Here is a 16,626-nt window from a genome sequence, read left to right as displayed (position 1 = left end):
ACCATGTTCCTGTCCAATTTCTCGGTCAAGAAGCCGATCTCGATGGTGGTCATCATCATCGGGCTGATGGCGCTGGGCCTGCTGGCGCTGTCCAAGCTGCGCGTCAACCAGATCCCCGACGTCGAGCAGCCGCTGCTGGTCGTGGGCATCACCTACCCGGGCGCCTCGCCCGAGACCGCCGAGCGCGAGATCATCAACCGCATCGAGAAGTCGCTGAACAGCATCTCGGGCGTGACCGAGGTGCGCTCGACCGCGAGCGAGGGCTACGCGCAGCTGCTGCTGATCTTCAACTTCAACAAGAACATGATCGAGGCGGCCGATGAGGTCCGCAACGCGATCGCCGCGGTCCGCCACAAGCTGCCGCTGGAGATGCGCGAGCCGGTGCTGCAGCGCATCGATCCGTCGGCGCAGCCCATCATGCAGCTGGCGTTGTCGTCGAGCTCGCAGACCCACGCGGAGATCTCCCGTCTGGCCGAGGACCAGCTCGCCGACCGCTTCCGCGCCATCTCCGGCGTGGCCACGGTGACCGTCAACGGCTCGCTGAACCGGGAACTGTCGGTGCTGCTGAGCGCGCAGAAGCTGCGCGAGTTCAATGTCTCGGTGACCGAGGTCGTCAACGCGCTGAAGATGCAGAACACCACCGCGCCGGTGGGCAAGGTGCGCGGGCTGATGGAGGACCAGTCGATCCGGCTGCTGGGCCGCATCGAATCGCCGAGCGACTTCAACCAGATCGTGGTCAAGCGCTCCGGCGGCGAGCTGATCCGCCTGGGCCAGGTCGCGACGGTGCAGGACGGCTTCGCCGAGCAGACCGGCTTCTCGGTGCGCAACGGCCATCCCAACGTGGGCCTCTCGGTCACCCGCTCGCGCGACGCATCGACGGTGACGGTGGCCGACGCCACCCGCAAGCTGGTCGAGGAGATCAACGCCACGCTGCCCAAGGGCACCAAGCTGGAGGTGACGCAGGACGGCGGCCGCGACGCGCAGGACAGCCTGAACAACGTGATCCACGCGCTGGTCTTCGGCGCCGGCCTGACGGTGTTCGTGGTCTACGTGTTCCTCAACTCGTGGCGCTCGACGCTGATCACCGCGCTGTCGCTGCCCACCTCGGTGATCGCGGCCTTCATCGCGGTCTGGCTGTGCGGCTTCACGCTGAACTTCATGAGCCTGCTGGGCCTGTCGCTGGCCATCGGCGTGCTGATCGACGATGCGATCGTGGTGCGCGAGAACATCGTGCGCCACATGGAACGCGGCGCCGACCGCCGCACCGCGGCGCTCAAGGGCACCGCCGAAATCGGCATGGCCGTCGCGGCGACGACCTTCTCCATCGTGGCCGTGTTCATCCCGGTGGCCTTCATGCCGGGCGTGTCCGGCGAATGGTTCCGGCCCTTCGGCCTGACCGTGGTGGCCTCGGTGCTGGTGTCGCTGTTCATCTCCTTCACCCTGGACCCGATGCTGTCGGCCTACTGGGGCGACCCGCCCGGTTACCACCATGCGAAGAAGACCGGCGTGTCGCGACTGCTGCAGCGCTTCAATGACTGGTTCGACCACCAGGCCGACCGCTACGGCCTGGTCATCGAGTGGGCGCTGCACCACCGCCGCTGGATGGCCTTCTTCGCGGCGGCGAGCTTCGTGCTGGCGATCGTGCTGCAGTCGACGCTGGGCGGCTCGAGTTTCCTGCCGGCCTCGGACTCCGGCACCATCGCCATCGAGGTCCGCACGCCCGCGAGCTCCAGCCTGGAATACGCGCGGCTGAAGATGGCCGCCGGCTCCGCGCTGGCGCGCCAGCTGCCCGAGACCAAGGCGACCAACGAGTACGTCAACGTCAGCGGCGGTCGCATCTACGTGGACCTGGGCAAGAGCACCGAGCGCAAGCGCAGCGCCGCCGAGATCGCGGCGGACCTGCGCACCCGCGTGGCCCGCCTGGTCGGCGCCGAGTACGTGGTGCTGGACGACCTGAACAACGGCGCGCAGAAGCCGGTGCAGATCCGCTTCCACGGCGCGGAGTCGCGCAAGCTGATGGAGATCACCACCGAGTACATGGCCAAGCTGCGCAATGTGCCGGGCGCGGTCGACGTCGGCCTGTCGGAGCAGGATCCGCAGGACGAGCTGCAGATCGAGATGAACCGCGGACTGGCCAACTCGCTGGGCATCTCCGTCGGCGACGCGGCCAATGCGCTGCGCGTGGCCTTCGCCGGCGTGGAGGTCGGCGACTGGGTTGACCCCAGCGGCGAGACCCGCGACGTGGCGGTGCGCCTGGCGCCGGAGGACCGCGTCGACGCGAGCAACATCGAGCGCCTGCCGATCGCGGTGAGCGGTGCCGGCGTGATGGTGCCGCTAGAGCAGATCGCGACGGTGTCGATGGGCAAGGGCCCGGCCAAGATCCAGCACTCGGACGGCAAGCGGATGATCGCGGTGTCGGCCAACGCGCATGGCCGCTCGCCCGGCGAGGTGACCAAGGACGCGGTCAAGCTGGCGCGCTCGATCAACTTCCCGCAGGGTTACGGCATCGAGCTGGCCGGCGCGTCCAAGGACCAGGAAGAGGTCTTCGGCGCCATGTTCATCGCGCTGTTCTCGGGCATCGGGCTGATGTACCTGATCCTGGTGATGCAGTTCGGCAGCTTCTCGGCGCCGATCGGGGTGATGTATTCACTCAAGCTGTCGCTGATCGGCGTGGTGGTGGCGCTGCTGCTGACCAAGGGCACGCTGAACCTGATGAGCTTCATCGGCATCATCATGCTGGCCGGCCTGGTGGCGAAGAACGCCATCCTGCTGCTGGACGCGGCGCGCCAGGAGGAGGCCGCCGGCGTGCCGCGCGAGGAAGCGCTGATGCATGCGGGCCGCAAGCGCTTCCGGCCCATCCTGATGACCACCTTCGCGCTGGTGGCCGGCATGCTGCCGGTGGCGATCGGCGTGGGCGAGGGCGGCGAGTTCTACCGCCCGATGGCGGTCGCCATCATCGGCGGCACCATCACCTCGACCTTCCTGACGCTGCTGATGGTCCCGTGCTTCTACGACAGCATCCAGCTCTTCTTCGATCGCCTGATCGAGCGCTTCCCGCGCCGCGTCGAGCGCTTCAGCGCCGCTGGTGCCTGGGCGATCAGCATCTTCCAGACGCTGCTGGTCGGGCTGGCCTTCCTCACCTGGGTGCTGTTCGTGTTCTGGGTCCTGGAGTGGCTCTACCGGCGCGTGAAGCCGGCGCCGCGCGCCAACGCGGTGCCGGTGGGCGCTGACGACTGATTCGCGTCAGCCGCGTCGAACGCGGCGCCACCATGGGCCGCGGGAGACCGCCGGCCCGGCGTCGCCGGCGCCTTCGTAGGCGCGGGCGGCCGGCGCGTGGAGCTCGACCTGCGTGCCGATGCCGGCCTGCGAGTCCAGCCGGTAGGCGACGCCCGCCAGTTCCGCGCGCTCGCGCATGCCCGACAGGCCCCAGTGGCCGGGGCGACCGCCGCGGGCCTTCACCTCGTCCGGCACACCGACGCCGTCGTCGCGGACGAACAGCGTGAAGCCGCCGTCGCCATAGCGGAGCGCGACCTCGATGCGCCCGGCCTGCGCATGTTGGAAGGCGTTGAAGATGGCCTCGCGCGCGATCAGGCAGATCGACGCCGCCAGCGCCGGCGCCAGCGGGCGCGGCGTGCCCTCGACGGTCAACACGAACGCCGCGCCGTGGGTGTGGGAGAGCTCGCGCCCCAGCGCCTCCAGCGTCTGCTCCAGCCGGTTGAGGTCGGGCGGCGGCAGGCGCAGGTCGGTGACGCGGTCGCGGCCTTCGATCAGCAGCGCGTCCGCATCGACCAGCACGCGCTCCATCGCGGCGCGTTCGGTGCCGGGCAGCCGGCGCGCGATCGCCTCGAAGCGCAGGATCAGGCCGTAGACGCCCTGCAGCAGCGTGTCGTGCAGGTCGCGCGCGATGCGCTCGCGTTCCTGGATGCGGGCGGCGAGGCGGTCCTGCTCATGCACGCGGCGCTGGCGGGCGCGCAGCGCGGCCAGGCCGGCCAGGAGCGCGATGCCGATGGCGACCGCCGCGACGCGGAAGCCCGCGTGCTGCGTCAGCGTCGGCGCGATTTCGAAGCGCAGCGCGGCCGGCGTGGCGCTCCAGGGACCGCGGTCCTGGGACGCTTCGACCCGGAACTCGTAGGTGCCCGGGCCGAGGTTGGTATAGAACGCGCGGCGCCGCGCGCCCGCGTCCTGCCAGTCGCGGTCCTGGCCGACCAGCCGGTAGCGGAAGCGGGTGCGCTCGGGCTGGGCCAGGCTGATCGCGGTGTAGGCAATCTCCAGGTCGCGGGTGCCGGGGGCCAGGCGCAGCAGGCCGTCCGCGCGGGCCGTGCCGTTCACGCTGGCCGCGACGGGCTCGCCATGCACGGACAGCTGGTGGATGTCCACCGCCGGGGGCGCGGCCTCGCCCTCGGGCAGGCGCCGCGGATCGACGCGCACGACGCCGTTGCTCAGCGAGAACCACAGCAGCCCGTCCGGCGTGCGGGCCGCAGTGCGCAGCGGCCAGGACTGTTCGGCGCGACCGGTCAGGCCGTCGAGCAGGTCGAAGCGGCGGCCCGCCGGGCGCTGCGCCGCCTCGGTGGTGCTGGCCAGCGCGCGGCGCACCTCGTCGGCGCGCAGTCGCGTGATGCCGTTCGCGCCGTTGATCCAGAGCTCGCCCTCCGGTGTCTCGACGAGGCCCGACACGCCCTCGAGCGCGTCCGCATCGGCCAGCCGCAGCCGAGGAAACCCGGGCTCGGAAAGCAGTTGCACGCCGCGTTCGCCGCCGACCCACAGGTGCGCGCCCTGGCGCGCGATGACCTTGATCGCGCCGATCGCCAGGCCGTCGGCCGCGGTGAGGCGGGTGGTCTGGCCGGCCTCGTGACGCAGCAGCGTGCCGTCGGAGTAGCCGATCCAGACCCGGCCCTGCGCGTCGCTGGCGATCGCGTCCGGGCCCTTGCGCGGGAAGACGCCCGAGCCCGACAGGCGCGTGGTCTTGCCCTCGGCGTAACGCATCAGCCCGTAGCGGTGACCGTTGAACCACAGCGCGCCGGTAGCGTCCTCGGTGATCTCGAACACGGCGGCCCGCCAGGGCTCGCCGTCGGGCGTGGGGACAGGCACGAAACGGCCGTTCTCCTGCGTCCACAAGCCGGTGCGACCGCCGGCCCAGAGCCGCTGGCGGCTGTCGACGAAGACCGAAGTGAAGGTGGTCATGCCCGGGTCGGTGGGCACGGTACGGGGCGTGGTCTCGCCGGGCGCGAGGCGCTGGATCGAATCGCCGGCGGCGACCAGCAACCCACCGGACCCATCGACCGCCATCGCGATGCTGGCGCCGCGGTTGGGCAACTCCACGCGATCGACCGCCGCGCCGCGGAAGCGGTCCAGCCCGCCGTTGGTGCCGACCCAGATCGCACCGTCCCGGTCCTGGAAGACACGCATCACCAGCGGGCCGGACAAGCCCTTGTCGGTGCCGAGGAACTGGGGCCCGGCGTCGTCCGCCGGATCGATCCGGTTGAGCCCGTCCTTCGCGCCGTACCACAGCCGGCCAGCGCGATCGAAGGTCGGCACGAAGAAGCTGCGGGGCACCGGCACCGGCGTGGTGGCCGTCCCGATCATGTCGGTGGTCACCACGGCGGCCGAGCCGGCCTTGGCGCCGCCCGCTCCGGTCATGGCGCCGGCGCCTTCACCCGGCAGGGGCAGGCGGAAGAAGCCGCGTACGGCGGGCGAGATGTCGTTGGCCCAGGCGCGGCCATCGGGCCCGATGGTCAGCTGGGTCTGACCCAGCGACGGCACGTCGGAGGCGACGAAGCGGGCGCGGCCCGCGGGCCGGACGAAGACGGTGCGATCGGTGACGCACCAGACGTTGCCGGCCGCGTCGACCGCCACCGACAGCGCGATCGGCGCCTGTCCGCTGCCGTCGTCGAAGCCGGAGCCCGGGTCCATCGCGACCCAGCCGGCGCCCTGGCGCTTGAGCAGCGAGCGGCCGGTGGCGACCCAGAGCGTGCCGTCGCGCTCGGCCGCGAAGGCGCGGGTGGAGGTGACGAAATGGCCGGTCGCCGGCTCGACCTGGACGATGCGCCCCTGGCGCACCAGCGCGAGGCCGCCCTCGAGCAGGCCCACCCACAGGCCGTTGTCGGCGGTCGCGAAGAGCGACAGTACCTGGCGGCTGGGCAACTGCTCGCCGGCGATCGCGTCGAAGCGCTCGAAGCGCAGGCCGTCGAAGCGGAACAGGCCGTTGCCGGTGCCCAGCCAGAGGTAGCCGTCGCTCGTCTGCGCGATCGCCATCACCGGCCCCGGCATGCCATCCTTCAGGCCCCAGCTCGTGTGCTGCAGATGGGCCAGGGGCTGCTCGGAAGGCGTCGAGGACTGCGCATGCGCGGCCGGGCCGGACAGTGTGAGGGCCAGAGCCAGGGCCAGCGCGATGGCGTGTGGCCGGCAGACGCGCGCGGCGGACAGCGAGCCACGCGGGCGCGGCGATGGCATCAAGGGCGGGTTCGGGACGGACATCGAGACGGAGAGACGGGAAGGCACGCGCAAGCGCGAGGATTGTGCCCGCGCGGCCAGCACGATCCGTGCAAGCGCCGGTGACTGGCCTCTCTAAAGGAAAGCGCTCGCCGAAAGCGCCCGGGGGAAAGCGCTCGGGAGAAGCGCCCGGGGGAAGCGCCGCGCGCCTTTAGACCACCCGCCCGGGATTCAGCAGCCCGCGAGGATCCAGCGCCTGCTTGATCTGGCGCATCAGCTGCAGGGCCACCGGGCTCTTGCGCTGCGCGAGCTCCTCGCGTTTGAGCTGGCCGATGCCGTGCTCGGCCGAGATCGAGCCGCCGTGCGCGGCCACCTGGTCGTAGACCAGCGCGTTGACCGCCGCCTCGTGCGTGCGCAGGAAGTCCGCGGGCGCGACGCCCTCCGGCGCCTGGACGTTGTAGTGCAGGTTGCCGTCGCCCAGGTGGCCGAAGTCCACCAGCCGCGAACCGGGGAAGCGCTCGGCCAGCAACCGGTCGCAGCCTTCGACGAAATCGGGGATCCGCGACACCGGCAGCGCGATGTCGTGCTTGATGTTCAGGCCTTCCTCGCTCTGCGCCAGCGGAATGGACTCGCGCAGGTGCCACATCGCATGGCTCTGCGCCAGCGTCTCGGCCACCGCCGCGTCGTCGATGACGCCGCGCTCCAGCGCGTCCTCGAGCAGGGCCTCGAACTGCGCGCGGGCATGGGTCTCGCCCTCGCTGTCCGACAGCTCCAGCAGCACCGTCCACGGCCTCGGGCCCAGCGGCTGCGTCAACTGCGGGAAATGCTTGCCCACCAGGGCCAGCGACAGCGCGTTCATCACCTCGAAGCCGGTCAGCGCCGCGCCGCAGCGCGCCTGCGCCAGGCCCAGCAGCGCGACCGCGTCGCGCAGCGTGTCGCAGGCGGCCAGCGCCGTCATCCGGGCCAGCGGCAACGGATGCAGCTTCAGCGTCGCGGCCGTGATCACGCCCAGCGTGCCTTCCGACCCGATGAAGAGGTCGCGCAGGTCGTAGCCGGTGTTGTCCTTGCGCAGGCCGGACAGCCCGTCCCAGACGGTCCCGTCCGCGGTCACCACTTCCAGGCCCAGGCACAGCTCGCGCGCGTTGCCGTAGCGCAGCACCTGGGTGCCGCCGGCGTTGGTCGCCAGGTTGCCGCCGATGGTGCAGCTGCCTTCGGCGGCCAGGCTCAGCGGGAAGAGCAGGCCGGCGTCCCGCGCCGCCTGCTGCACCTGCTGCAGCACGCAGCCGGCGTCGACGGTCATGGTCAGGTTGGCGGCGTCGATCTGGCGCACGCGGTTGAGCCGCTGCAGGCTCAGCAGCAATTGCGTGCCGGAGTCGTCCGGCACGCCGCCCCCCACCAGGCCGGTGTTGCCGCCTTGCGGGACCAGCGGCACGCCGTGCTCGCGCGCCAGCGACACGATCGCCGCGACCTGCGCGGTGTCGGCCGGCCGCACGACCGCCAGCGCGCGGCCCGCGTAGCGCTTGCGCCAGTCGCGCTCGTAGCCGGAAAGGTCGTGCTCGCCGGGCAGCAGGACATGCGCCTGGCCCAGGCAGGCGCGCAGGGCGTCGATCAGCGCGGCGCTCATGCGGGGTCTCCCGTCGATCCGGCCTCGGCCGCGCGGGCCTGGGCCAGCCGCAGGCGGATCTGCGCCGCGCAGGCGATGAAGATCGTCAGCGACAGGGCGACCTCGATCCACGCCAGCGCCATGCCGGCGCCGCCCTCGGAGGTGCCGCGCACCAGACCCTCGGTCATGTAGAGCCAGATCATCAGGCTGACCCAGCGGTAGGTGTAGAGCCGGTAGCGCCACAGGCCGGGCAGCGGCAGCAGCAGCGGCAGGGCCTTGATCGCGAGCGTGCCGCGGCCGGTCGGCGCGAGCCACAGCTCCCAGGCCAGGCAGATCAGCGCCAGCGCCAGCGTGGCGAGGAACGCGACCTGGCGGCTGCCGCGCTCGCGCGCGGTCGGCTCGGTGCGGGCGGTCGGGGGGCGGGCGGTCGTCGCGGTCGCGGGCGGCGCGGTCGGTGTCATCGCGAGGCGATCCGCGGGGCGGCGGCGAGGGTTGACATGGCTGGCATCATAGCCAGCATGTTGAGGGAACCTAGCAGTGATCAGGCGCCGCCGCAGAGCTGGCGCGAGGGCATCCGCGAGCTCGCGCGCGAGCTGTTGACCTGGCCTTACGCACGCACGCTGCGCCTGTTCGTGCAGCGCTTCCGGGAGGAGCGCCTGGGCCTGACCGCCGGCAGCCTGACCTTCACCACGCTGATCTCGCTCGTGCCCCTGCTGACCGTGGCGCTGGCGCTGTTCACCGCGTTCCCGATGTTCTCCAGCTTCCAGTCGGCGCTGGAGAAATACTTCCTCAAGTCGCTGATCCCCGACAACATCGCGCGCCCGGTGCTGATGTCGCTGACGCAGTTCGCGGCCAAGGCCAACCGGCTGGGCGTGGTCGGCCTGATCGTGCTGGCGGTGACGGCGCTGTCGCTGATGCTGACGATCGACCGCACGCTCAACCAGATCTGGCGCGTGCAGCGGCCGCGTCCGATCGCGCAGCGGGTGCTGGTGTACTGGGCGGCGATGACGCTGGGCCCGCTGCTGCTGGGCGGCAGCCTGACCGTCACCAGCGTGCTGATCACCTACAGCCGGGACCTGGTCGACAACATGCCGCGCGGCCTGGTGGTCCTGCTCAACAGCGTGGACCTGGTGGTGCTGTGGGGCGCGATCGCGGCGCTCTTCCATTACGTGCCCAACACCGACGTGCGCTGGCGCCACGCGCTGACCGGGGCGGCCTTCGTCGCGGTGGCCTTTCACTTGGCCAAGCAGGCGCTGGCCTGGTACGTGAAGCAGGTGCCGACCTATTCGACGCTCTACGGCGCCTTCGCGGCGGTGCCGATCTTCCTGATCTGGATCTACGTCGGCTGGTCGATCGTGCTGCTGGGCGCGATCCTGGCGGCCAATGCGCCGGCGCTGGCCGGCGGCGTCAGCGTGCGCCGCAACCGGCCCGGCATGCAGATGGCGCTGGCGCTGGACGTGGTGCGGGAGCTCGAGGCCGCGCGCGCGGGCGGGGAGTCGGGGCTGTCGATGCTGGCGATGTCGCAGCGCATGAGCGTCGATCCGCTTCAGCTCGAGCCGGTGCTTCAGCAGCTGCAGAAGCTGGACTGGGTTGGTCGCCTTGAGGAGGAGGGCGCCCAGCGCGTGGTGCTGCTGTGCGAGCCGGCCTCGACGAGCGCCGAGCCGCTGGTCCGCGCGCTGCTGGCCGAGCGCCAGCCGGGGTTGGCGGCGCTGTGGGAGCAGGCCGGTTGGGGGCGCGCCACGCTGGGCGCGCTGATCGAGCGGCCGGCGCTGGCGGCTAGCGCCACAGCGTGACGGCCGCGCCGCCGATCACCGCCAGCAGGGCCACGATCGAATAGACCGCCCGCCGGTAGGGCGGCTTGGGCCGCGTGGCGCCGGTGGGCTTCATGCCGTACTTGGGCGTCGCGCCCAGCGGCAGCGCGGCCTTGTCGATCAGCGGTTGCGCGCGGTGCTCGCGGGCGCGCTGCTCGGCCACGCGCAGGCGCGCCGAACCGTCGAGCAGCTGGAGCTGCTTCGCCTGGGTCTCGGTGTCGACGGTGGCCGGCTGGGTCGGGGTGGGGATGTGGGGATGCTTCTCTGAAAACGAGCGTTGCTGCATGTGGACTGCCTTGACTGCAATACGCTCCCTCGCCTCCGCGAATCGGGCGATTGTCTCGACCACGACGCGCGGGTCAAGTAACAGGAGGTGATCCGGGGCGTTCGCCGCGATCAGGCGTGCAGCACCACGAGCAGCGCCGTCGCCGCCTTCTTCGACAGGTTGCGGATCGCGTGTGCGCCGTCCACGGCATAGCGCGCGGTCTCGCCGCTCTTGACGAGCTGGCGGCTGCCGCCGGCCGTGACCTCGAGTTCACCGGCCAGCACGCTCAGGTGCTCGCGGGAGCCGGGCTCGTGCGCGGCGGACTCGAGCGCGCCGCCGGGCTGCACCGTCAGCTCGTACCACTCGAAGTTGCCGGCCAGGTCAATGGGGCCGAGGATGCGCAGCCGGCACAGGCCGTCCGGGCTCGACAGCGCCGGCGTCGCATGCGAGGCGACCACCTCGATCGGCGGGGCGGCGGGCCGCTCGCCGCCCAGCAGCTCCGACAACTCCACCCGCAGCGCATTGGCAAGCCGCCACACCACGGCCACCGTGGGATTGGCCTGGTTGCGCTCGATCTGCGAGAGCATGGACTTGGAGACGCCCGCCCGCCGCGACAGCTCGTCCAGCGACAGGCCCTGGGCTTGCCGCAGCGCCTGCAGCGTCGCGCCCACGCGGGGAGGTTCCAGTTTTTCGGAAGGATTGGCGGACATCTGAGGCGGGCGAGGGCGTTCCGGGGTGGAAGAAGGCGCCTTGACCGGCCTCCGCTCTTCCTTGATACTGCACGGCTGTTCGATATAACGAACGCGTTCGATTTAACGGATTGTGCCGCAGGAGCACCGCATGACCAACATCGCCTCCCCGTCCACCGACGACTTCTATCGCCACCTGCAGAACGAGCTGCAGGGCATCCGCGACGCCGGCCTCTTCAAGAGCGAACGCATCATCACCAGCCCGCAGGGCGCCGTCGTCAAGACGCGAGACGGGCGCGAGGTCCTCAACCTGTGCGCCAACAACTACCTGGGGCTGTCCTCGCATCCGAAGGTGGTGGAGGCCGCCCACGAGGCGCTGCGCACCCATGGCTACGGCCTGTCGTCGGTGCGCTTCATCTGCGGCACGCAGGACATCCACAAGGAACTCGAGCAGCGCCTGGCGCGTTTCCTCGGCACCGAGGACACCATCCTCTACGCCGCCGCCTTCGACGCCAACGGCGGGCTGTTCGAGCCGCTGCTGGGCGAGCAGGACGCGATCATCAGCGACGAGCTGAACCACGCGTCCATCATCGACGGCATCCGCCTGTGCAAGGCCAAGCGCTTCCGCTACAAGCACAACGACATGGCCGACCTGGAGGCGCAGCTGACCGCGGCCCGCGCCGCCGGCGCGCGTCACGTCATGGTCTTCACCGACGGCGTGTTCTCGATGGACGGCACGATCGCGCAACTGGACAAGATGCGCGAGATCACCGACCGCTTCGGCGCGTTGCTGGCGATCGACGAATGCCATGCCAGCGGCTTCATGGGCAAGACCGGCCGCGGCACCCACGAGTACCGCGGCGTGTTCGGCAAGGTCGACATCATCACCGGCACGCTGGGCAAGGCGCTGGGCGGGGCGTCGGGCGGCTTCACGACGGGGCGCAAGGAAGTGATCGAGCTGCTGCGCCAGCGCTCGCGGCCCTACCTCTTCTCCAACACGGTGGCGCCGAGCATCGTCGGCGCGTCCATCGCGGTGCTGGACCTGCTGGAAGGGAGCACCGCGCTGCGCGACAAGCTCGAGGCCAACACCGCCTTCTTCCGCGAGGCCATCCAGCAGGCGGGTTTCCAGATCAAGCCGGGCACGCATCCGATCGTGCCGGTGATGTTGTTCGACGCGGTCAAGGCGCAGCAACTGAGCGCGCGGCTGCTGGAGCTGGGCGTGTACGCGGTCGGCTTCTTCTATCCGGTGGTGCCCAAGGAGCAGGCCCGGGTGCGCGTGCAGATCTCGGCGGTGCACGAGCGCGAGCACTTGGAGCGGGCTGTCGCCGCGTTCGCGCAGGCGGGCCGCGAGCTGGGACTGGTGAAGTAAGGCGCTGAGAAGAAGATCCCCATGACGACCAAGATCCTGTTGATCGGCGCGAACGGCCAGATCGGTTCCGAACTGGCGGTGGAGCTGGCCAAGCGCCATGGCAACGCCAATGTCATCACCAGCGACGTGGCCCCGCAGGGCCGCGTGCCGCAGCTGACCCACGAGATGCTGGACGTCACCGATGCGGCGGCGCTGGCGGCGGTGGTCAAGCGGCACGGCATCACGCAGATCTATCACTTGGCCGCGGCGCTGTCCGCCACGGGCGAGAAGCATCCGATGTGGGCCTGGGACCTGAACATGAAGGGCCTGCTGAACGTGCTGGAGCTGGCGCGCACGGCGAAGCTGGAGCGCGTGTTCTGGCCGAGTTCCATCGCCGCCTTCGGACCGCAGACGCCCAAGCAGGCCACGCCGCAGACGACGGTGATGGACCCGACGACGATCTACGGCATCTCCAAGCTGGCCGGCGAGGGCTGGTGCCGCTGGTACCACGCCAACCACGGCGTCGACGTGCGCAGCCTGCGTTATCCCGGCCTGATCAGCTGGAAGACGCCCCCGGGCGGCGGCACGACCGACTACGCGGTGGAGATCTTCCACGAGGCGCTCAAGCACGGCCGCTACACCTGCTTCCTGAAGGAGGACCAGGCGCTGCCGATGATGTACATGCCGGATGCGCTGCGCGCGACGATCGAGCTGATGGAGGCGCCGGCGGAACGCATCACCGAGTGGGGCAGCTACAACCTGGCGGGCGTGAGCTTCACGCCGGAGCAGATCGCCGCGTCGATCCGCCGTCGCATCGCGGGCTTCACGATCGACTACGCGCCGGACTTCCGCCAGAACATCGCCGCGAGCTGGCCGCAGTCCATCGATGACAGCGTCGCCCAGCGTGACTGGGGCTGGAAGCTGGGCTACGACCTGGACGCGATGGCCGACGACATGCTGGCCTCGCTGAAGGCGCAGGCCGAGCAGGGGGCCGCGGCCGCCCAGACGGCGCAGGCCTGAGGACGTAGAGTCACGGGCTGTCTTCGTTGCCCTGAACACACCGTGTCCCGACTCGCCGCTGAATTCCAACGCCTCTACGCCGCCGGCCCCGATGGTGCCTCGCGCGCGCTCGTGCTCGATGTGGGGCGCCCGTCGGATTGGGAGCTGCTTGCCAACGTGTGGCGTGGCGTGCAGCTCGACCTTGCGCTGCCCGCGCCGGGCATCGCCATCGCTGGCGAGAACAGCTACCAGCTGTGGTTTTCGCTGGAGCGCGGATGCTCGCCGGAGGCGGCCGCCGCCTTCTTCGAAGGCCTGAAGTCCCGATACCTGGCCGGCATCGCGGGCCAGCGCATTCGCTGCCTGACGGAGCCGCCGGTGGTACCGGCCGAAGTCCGGGAAGGGCAATGGTCGGCGTTCGTCGCACCGGATCTCGCGCCGGTGTTCGTCGAGGCGACATGGCTGGACATACCGCCCGGCGCCGAAGGCCAGGCGGATCTGCTGAAGTCCTTGAGGTCGATCGCGCCGCAGGCGTGGGAAGCGGCGCTGGCGGCCCTCGCGCCGCGCGGCCCACAGGACGACGGCGCGCGCTCCGACGGGCGCGTGGACCGCGCATCGACCGGCGAGGCGACGCCGGAAGCGCCGCAGGTGACGTCGGCGCCTGCCGTTCCGTCAGCCATCCCGGCGAACTTCACCGACCCCCGCGCCTTCCTGCTGCACGTCATGAACGACGCGACGCTGCCGATGGCGATGCGGATCGAGGCGGCCAAGGCCTTGCTGCCTGAATCGGGCAAGTCCTGACCGGCTGCTGGCAGCGCCGGTCCGATGTCGGCATCGACCTAATCCCCTCCCACGGGGACGCTCAGAACCGGATCTTCCCGGTCCAGATGTCCTTGTACATGACCCAGTCGCCCATGAAGCTGTAGAGCGGGCGCTTGAACGAGGCGGGCTTGTTCTTCTCGAAGCCGAAGTGCCCCACCCAGGCGAAGGCGTAGCCGCACAGCAGCCCGACCAGGATGAAGCCCCAGCGCTGCGTCGCGAGCGCGTAGGCCAGGAACGCCAGCCCCAGCGTCGAGCCGACGAAGTGCAGTCGGCGGCAGGTGCGGTTGCGGTGCTCGCCGAGGTAAAAGGGATAGAACTCGGCGAAGCTGCGCATCGCCTTCACGCGGTCCGCGCCGGCGTCCGAGTCGCGCGGCGCGTGGGGCAGAGGGCTGGTGCTCATGGGCGTCTCCTGGCGCGGCCCTCGCGGGGCCGTCTGCGGGTGAGGGACTCACCGTACGGCGCTCAGCCGAGCGCCGCCTTCAGCGCATTCAACATCCCTTCCGGCGCCTCGGTCATCAGTGAATGCCCGGCCGGCAGCGTCTGCACCCGCGCGCCCAGCAACTCGGCGAGTTGCTTCGCCGCCTTGGGCGGCGTCATCGCGTCCTTCGCGCCAAGGATCAGCTCGGTCCGCACGCCGGCGGCCGTCAGCGTCGCGGCGGCCTGCGGCGCACCCTGGTAGCGATCGCAGACCAGGAAGTCGTGCTCGAACAGGTTGCCCCGTTCGCCGTAGCCATCCTGCATGCGCTCCATCAGCGCGAGGTTGCCGCCGTGCAGCCACGCGCCCGGTCCCGGGTAGGACGGCTTGCCGGCGGTCGTCGCATGCGAGAACGCGTTGACCATAGCCATCGCCGCGCGCGGCCGCTCGCGCGAGGTGGCCAGCAGCGCGTCCGAGACCTTCATCGGCCAGGCCGTGCCGACCATCGCCAGCCTGGCGATGCGCGCCGGGCGCCGTGCCGCGGCCTCGAGCGCGATCAGCGATCCCATCGAGTGCCCGACCAGCGAGACCGCGCGGTCGGCCGTCACGCCGGCGGTGTCCAGCAGCGCGTTGATCCAGTCGCCGAGCGCCTCGACGTCATCCAGCGCCGGCCCTGCGCTGCGGCCGTGGCCGGGCAGGTCCACCGCCAGCACGCCGCGCCCGTGGTGGGCGAAGTAGCGGGCCAGCAGCGTCCACACGCTGTGGTCGTGCAGCGCGCCGTGGATGAACACGACGACGGGCAGCGTCGCATCGAAGCGCTTGCCGCCGGTGTAGGCGTAGGCCGCGCGGCCCTGGGCGTTCAGCTTCATCGCGCTCATTTGGCGGCCACCTTCAATGCGGACTTGAGATCGGCGATCAGGTCCTCGGGATCCTCCAGGCCGATCGACAGCCGGATCGTTCCTGCGCCGATGCCGGAGGCGGCGAGCGCCGCGTCGTCCATGCGGAAATGCGTCGTCGAGGCCGGATGGATCACCAGCGAGCGCGCATCGCCGACATTGGCCAGGTGCGAGAACAGCCGCAGCGATTCGATGAAGCGGCGGCCGGGCTCGCGGCCGCCCTTCAGGTCGAAGCTGAACACCGCGCCGGCGCCCTTGGGCATCAGGCGCTGCGCCAGCGCGTGGTCGCGGTGCGAGGGCAGGCCGGGGTAGTTGACACGTTCGACGATGTCCTGCGATTCGAGGAACTCGGCGATCCGCTGGGCGTTGCTCACGTGGCGCTGCATGCGCAGCGGCAGCGTCTCGATGCCTTGCAGCATCAGCCAGGCGGTGTGCGGGCTCATGCAGGCGCCGAAGTCGCGCAGGCCTTCGCGGCGCGCGCGCAGCAGGAAGGCGCCCACCGTGCTTTCCTCGCTGAACACCATGCCGTGGAAGCCGTCGTAGGGTTCGCAGAGTTCGGCGTAGCGGCGGCGGTCGCCGCTGGCCGCGTGGGCGCGGTCCCAGTCGAAGCGGCCGCCGTCGACCAGCAGCCCGCCCACCACGGTGCCGTGGCCGCAGAGGAACTTGGTCGCCGAGTGATGGACCAGGTCGGCGCCCAGCGCGATCGGCTGCTGCAGATAGGGGGTCGCGAAGGTCGCATCCACCAGCAGCGGGCGGTGGGCGTCGTGGGCGATCTGGGCGATGGCGGGGATGTCCAGCACGTCCAGTCCCGGGTTGCCCAGGCTTTCGCCGAGCAGCAGCCGGGTTTCGGGCCGGATCGCCGCGCGCCAGGCGTCGAGGTCGCCGGGCCGGACGAAGGTCGTCGAGATGCCGAAGCGCTTGAGCGTGTAGTGCAGCAGATTGTGCGAGCCGCCGTACAGCGCGCTCGAGGCCACGATGTGGTCCCCGGCGCTGGCGATCGTGGCGATGGCCAGGTGCAGTGCGGCCTGGCCGCTGGCGGTGGCGATGGCGCCGACGCCGCCGTCGAGTGCGGCGATGCGTTCCTCCAGCACGGCGGTCGTCGGGTTGGACAGCCGGGAGTAGACGTGTCCGCTGCGCTCCATGTTGAACAGGCCGGCGGCCTGTTCGGCGCTTTCGAACACGAAGGAGGTGGTCAGGTGCAGCGGCACGGCGCGGGCGCCGGTGCTGGGGTCGGGCGCGGCGCCGGCGTGTAGCGCCAAGGTATCAAAGCCCGGGTCGGAAGGACCTGACATGGGTGGTCTCCTGCTTGTCATGCGGTGAGGTGAGGTCTGGCGCCGGGCATTGTGTGCTAT

The 16,626-nt window shown here is 70.8% G+C and carries 13 protein-coding genes; 5 read left to right on the top strand and 8 right to left on the bottom strand.

Annotated elements, in window-relative coordinates; genetic code table 11:
* The first annotated feature begins 3 nt into the window (after positions 1-3).
* Positions 4-3,237 carry an efflux RND transporter permease subunit gene (locus BM393_RS11070; RefSeq protein WP_091724813.1) on the top strand — a complete coding sequence of 1,078 codons (3,234 nt, stop codon included), beginning with the start codon at positions 4-6 and terminating at the stop codon, positions 3,235-3,237.
* A gap of 6 nt (positions 3,238-3,243) precedes the next feature.
* On the opposite strand, the gene BM393_RS11065 is transcribed toward BM393_RS11070, so the two are convergent.
* From BM393_RS11065 to BM393_RS11055, 3 genes are all read right to left on the bottom strand, one after another.
* Positions 3,244-6,450, bottom strand: a complete 3,207-nt coding sequence (locus tag BM393_RS11065; RefSeq protein ID WP_175538286.1) for a sensor histidine kinase — start codon at positions 6,448-6,450, stop codon at positions 3,244-3,246.
* 190 nt (positions 6,451-6,640) lie between these two features.
* Positions 6,641-8,053, bottom strand: a complete 1,413-nt coding sequence (locus tag BM393_RS11060; protein ID WP_091724811.1) for an FAD-binding oxidoreductase — start codon at positions 8,051-8,053, stop codon at positions 6,641-6,643.
* A complete protein-coding gene (locus tag BM393_RS11055; RefSeq protein ID WP_091724810.1) occupies positions 8,050-8,493 on the bottom strand; it encodes a DUF2069 domain-containing protein in 444 nt (147 codons plus the stop codon). The genes BM393_RS11060 and BM393_RS11055 overlap by 4 nt, the downstream gene beginning before the upstream one ends.
* Before the next feature lie 57 nt (positions 8,494-8,550).
* Between BM393_RS11055 and BM393_RS11050 the strand changes: the two genes are divergently transcribed.
* On the top strand, positions 8,551-9,825 hold the full coding sequence (locus BM393_RS11050) for a YihY family inner membrane protein (RefSeq protein WP_254783340.1): 1,275 nt from the start codon (positions 8,551-8,553) through the stop codon (positions 9,823-9,825).
* Here BM393_RS11050 and BM393_RS11045 read toward each other — a convergent pair.
* Complete coding sequence (locus BM393_RS11045; protein WP_091724808.1) at positions 9,809-10,129, bottom strand: hypothetical protein; 321 nt, start codon at positions 10,127-10,129, stop codon at positions 9,809-9,811. The two genes, BM393_RS11050 and BM393_RS11045, sit on opposite strands and share 17 nt — an antisense overlap.
* Before the next feature lie 110 nt (positions 10,130-10,239).
* Positions 10,240-10,818: a helix-turn-helix domain-containing protein gene (locus BM393_RS11040; protein ID WP_091724807.1), complete on the bottom strand. Its 579-nt coding sequence runs from the start codon at positions 10,816-10,818 to the stop codon at positions 10,240-10,242.
* 130 nt (positions 10,819-10,948) lie between these two features.
* On the opposite strand from BM393_RS11040, the gene kbl reads away from it, so the two are divergent.
* Genes kbl through BM393_RS11025 form a run of 3 tightly spaced genes read left to right on the top strand, consistent with a single transcriptional unit; the run spans position 10,949 to position 13,942 of the window.
* Positions 10,949-12,166, top strand: a complete 1,218-nt coding sequence (kbl, locus tag BM393_RS11035; protein ID WP_091724806.1) for a glycine C-acetyltransferase — start codon at positions 10,949-10,951, stop codon at positions 12,164-12,166.
* A gap of 21 nt (positions 12,167-12,187) precedes the next feature.
* Positions 12,188-13,165, top strand: a complete 978-nt coding sequence (locus BM393_RS11030) for an NAD-dependent epimerase/dehydratase family protein (protein ID WP_091724805.1) — start codon at positions 12,188-12,190, stop codon at positions 13,163-13,165.
* Positions 13,166-13,207: 42 nt separating this feature from the next.
* On the top strand, positions 13,208-13,942 hold the full coding sequence (locus BM393_RS11025; protein WP_091724804.1) for a hypothetical protein: 735 nt from the start codon (positions 13,208-13,210) through the stop codon (positions 13,940-13,942).
* Between the two features lie 61 nt (positions 13,943-14,003).
* Here BM393_RS11025 and BM393_RS11020 read toward each other — a convergent pair whose 3' ends face one another.
* The 3 genes from BM393_RS11020 to BM393_RS11010 form a co-directional block, all read right to left on the bottom strand.
* Complete coding sequence (locus tag BM393_RS11020; protein ID WP_091724803.1) at positions 14,004-14,363, bottom strand: DUF962 domain-containing protein; 360 nt, start codon at positions 14,361-14,363, stop codon at positions 14,004-14,006.
* Positions 14,364-14,425: 62 nt separating this feature from the next.
* Complete coding sequence (locus tag BM393_RS11015; RefSeq protein ID WP_091725342.1) at positions 14,426-15,247, bottom strand: alpha/beta fold hydrolase; 822 nt, start codon at positions 15,245-15,247, stop codon at positions 14,426-14,428.
* A gap of 5 nt (positions 15,248-15,252) precedes the next feature.
* Positions 15,253-16,566, bottom strand: coding sequence for an O-acetylhomoserine aminocarboxypropyltransferase (locus BM393_RS11010; protein WP_091724802.1), 1,314 nt, complete (start codon positions 16,564-16,566; stop codon positions 15,253-15,255).
* Positions 16,567-16,626: the final 60 nt, after the last annotated feature.

The sequence above is a fragment of the Mitsuaria sp. PDC51 genome (assembly GCF_900113225.1).
Classification (GTDB): domain Bacteria; phylum Pseudomonadota; class Gammaproteobacteria; order Burkholderiales; family Burkholderiaceae_C; genus Roseateles.
This window is presented reverse-complemented; position numbering and strand designations above follow the sequence as displayed.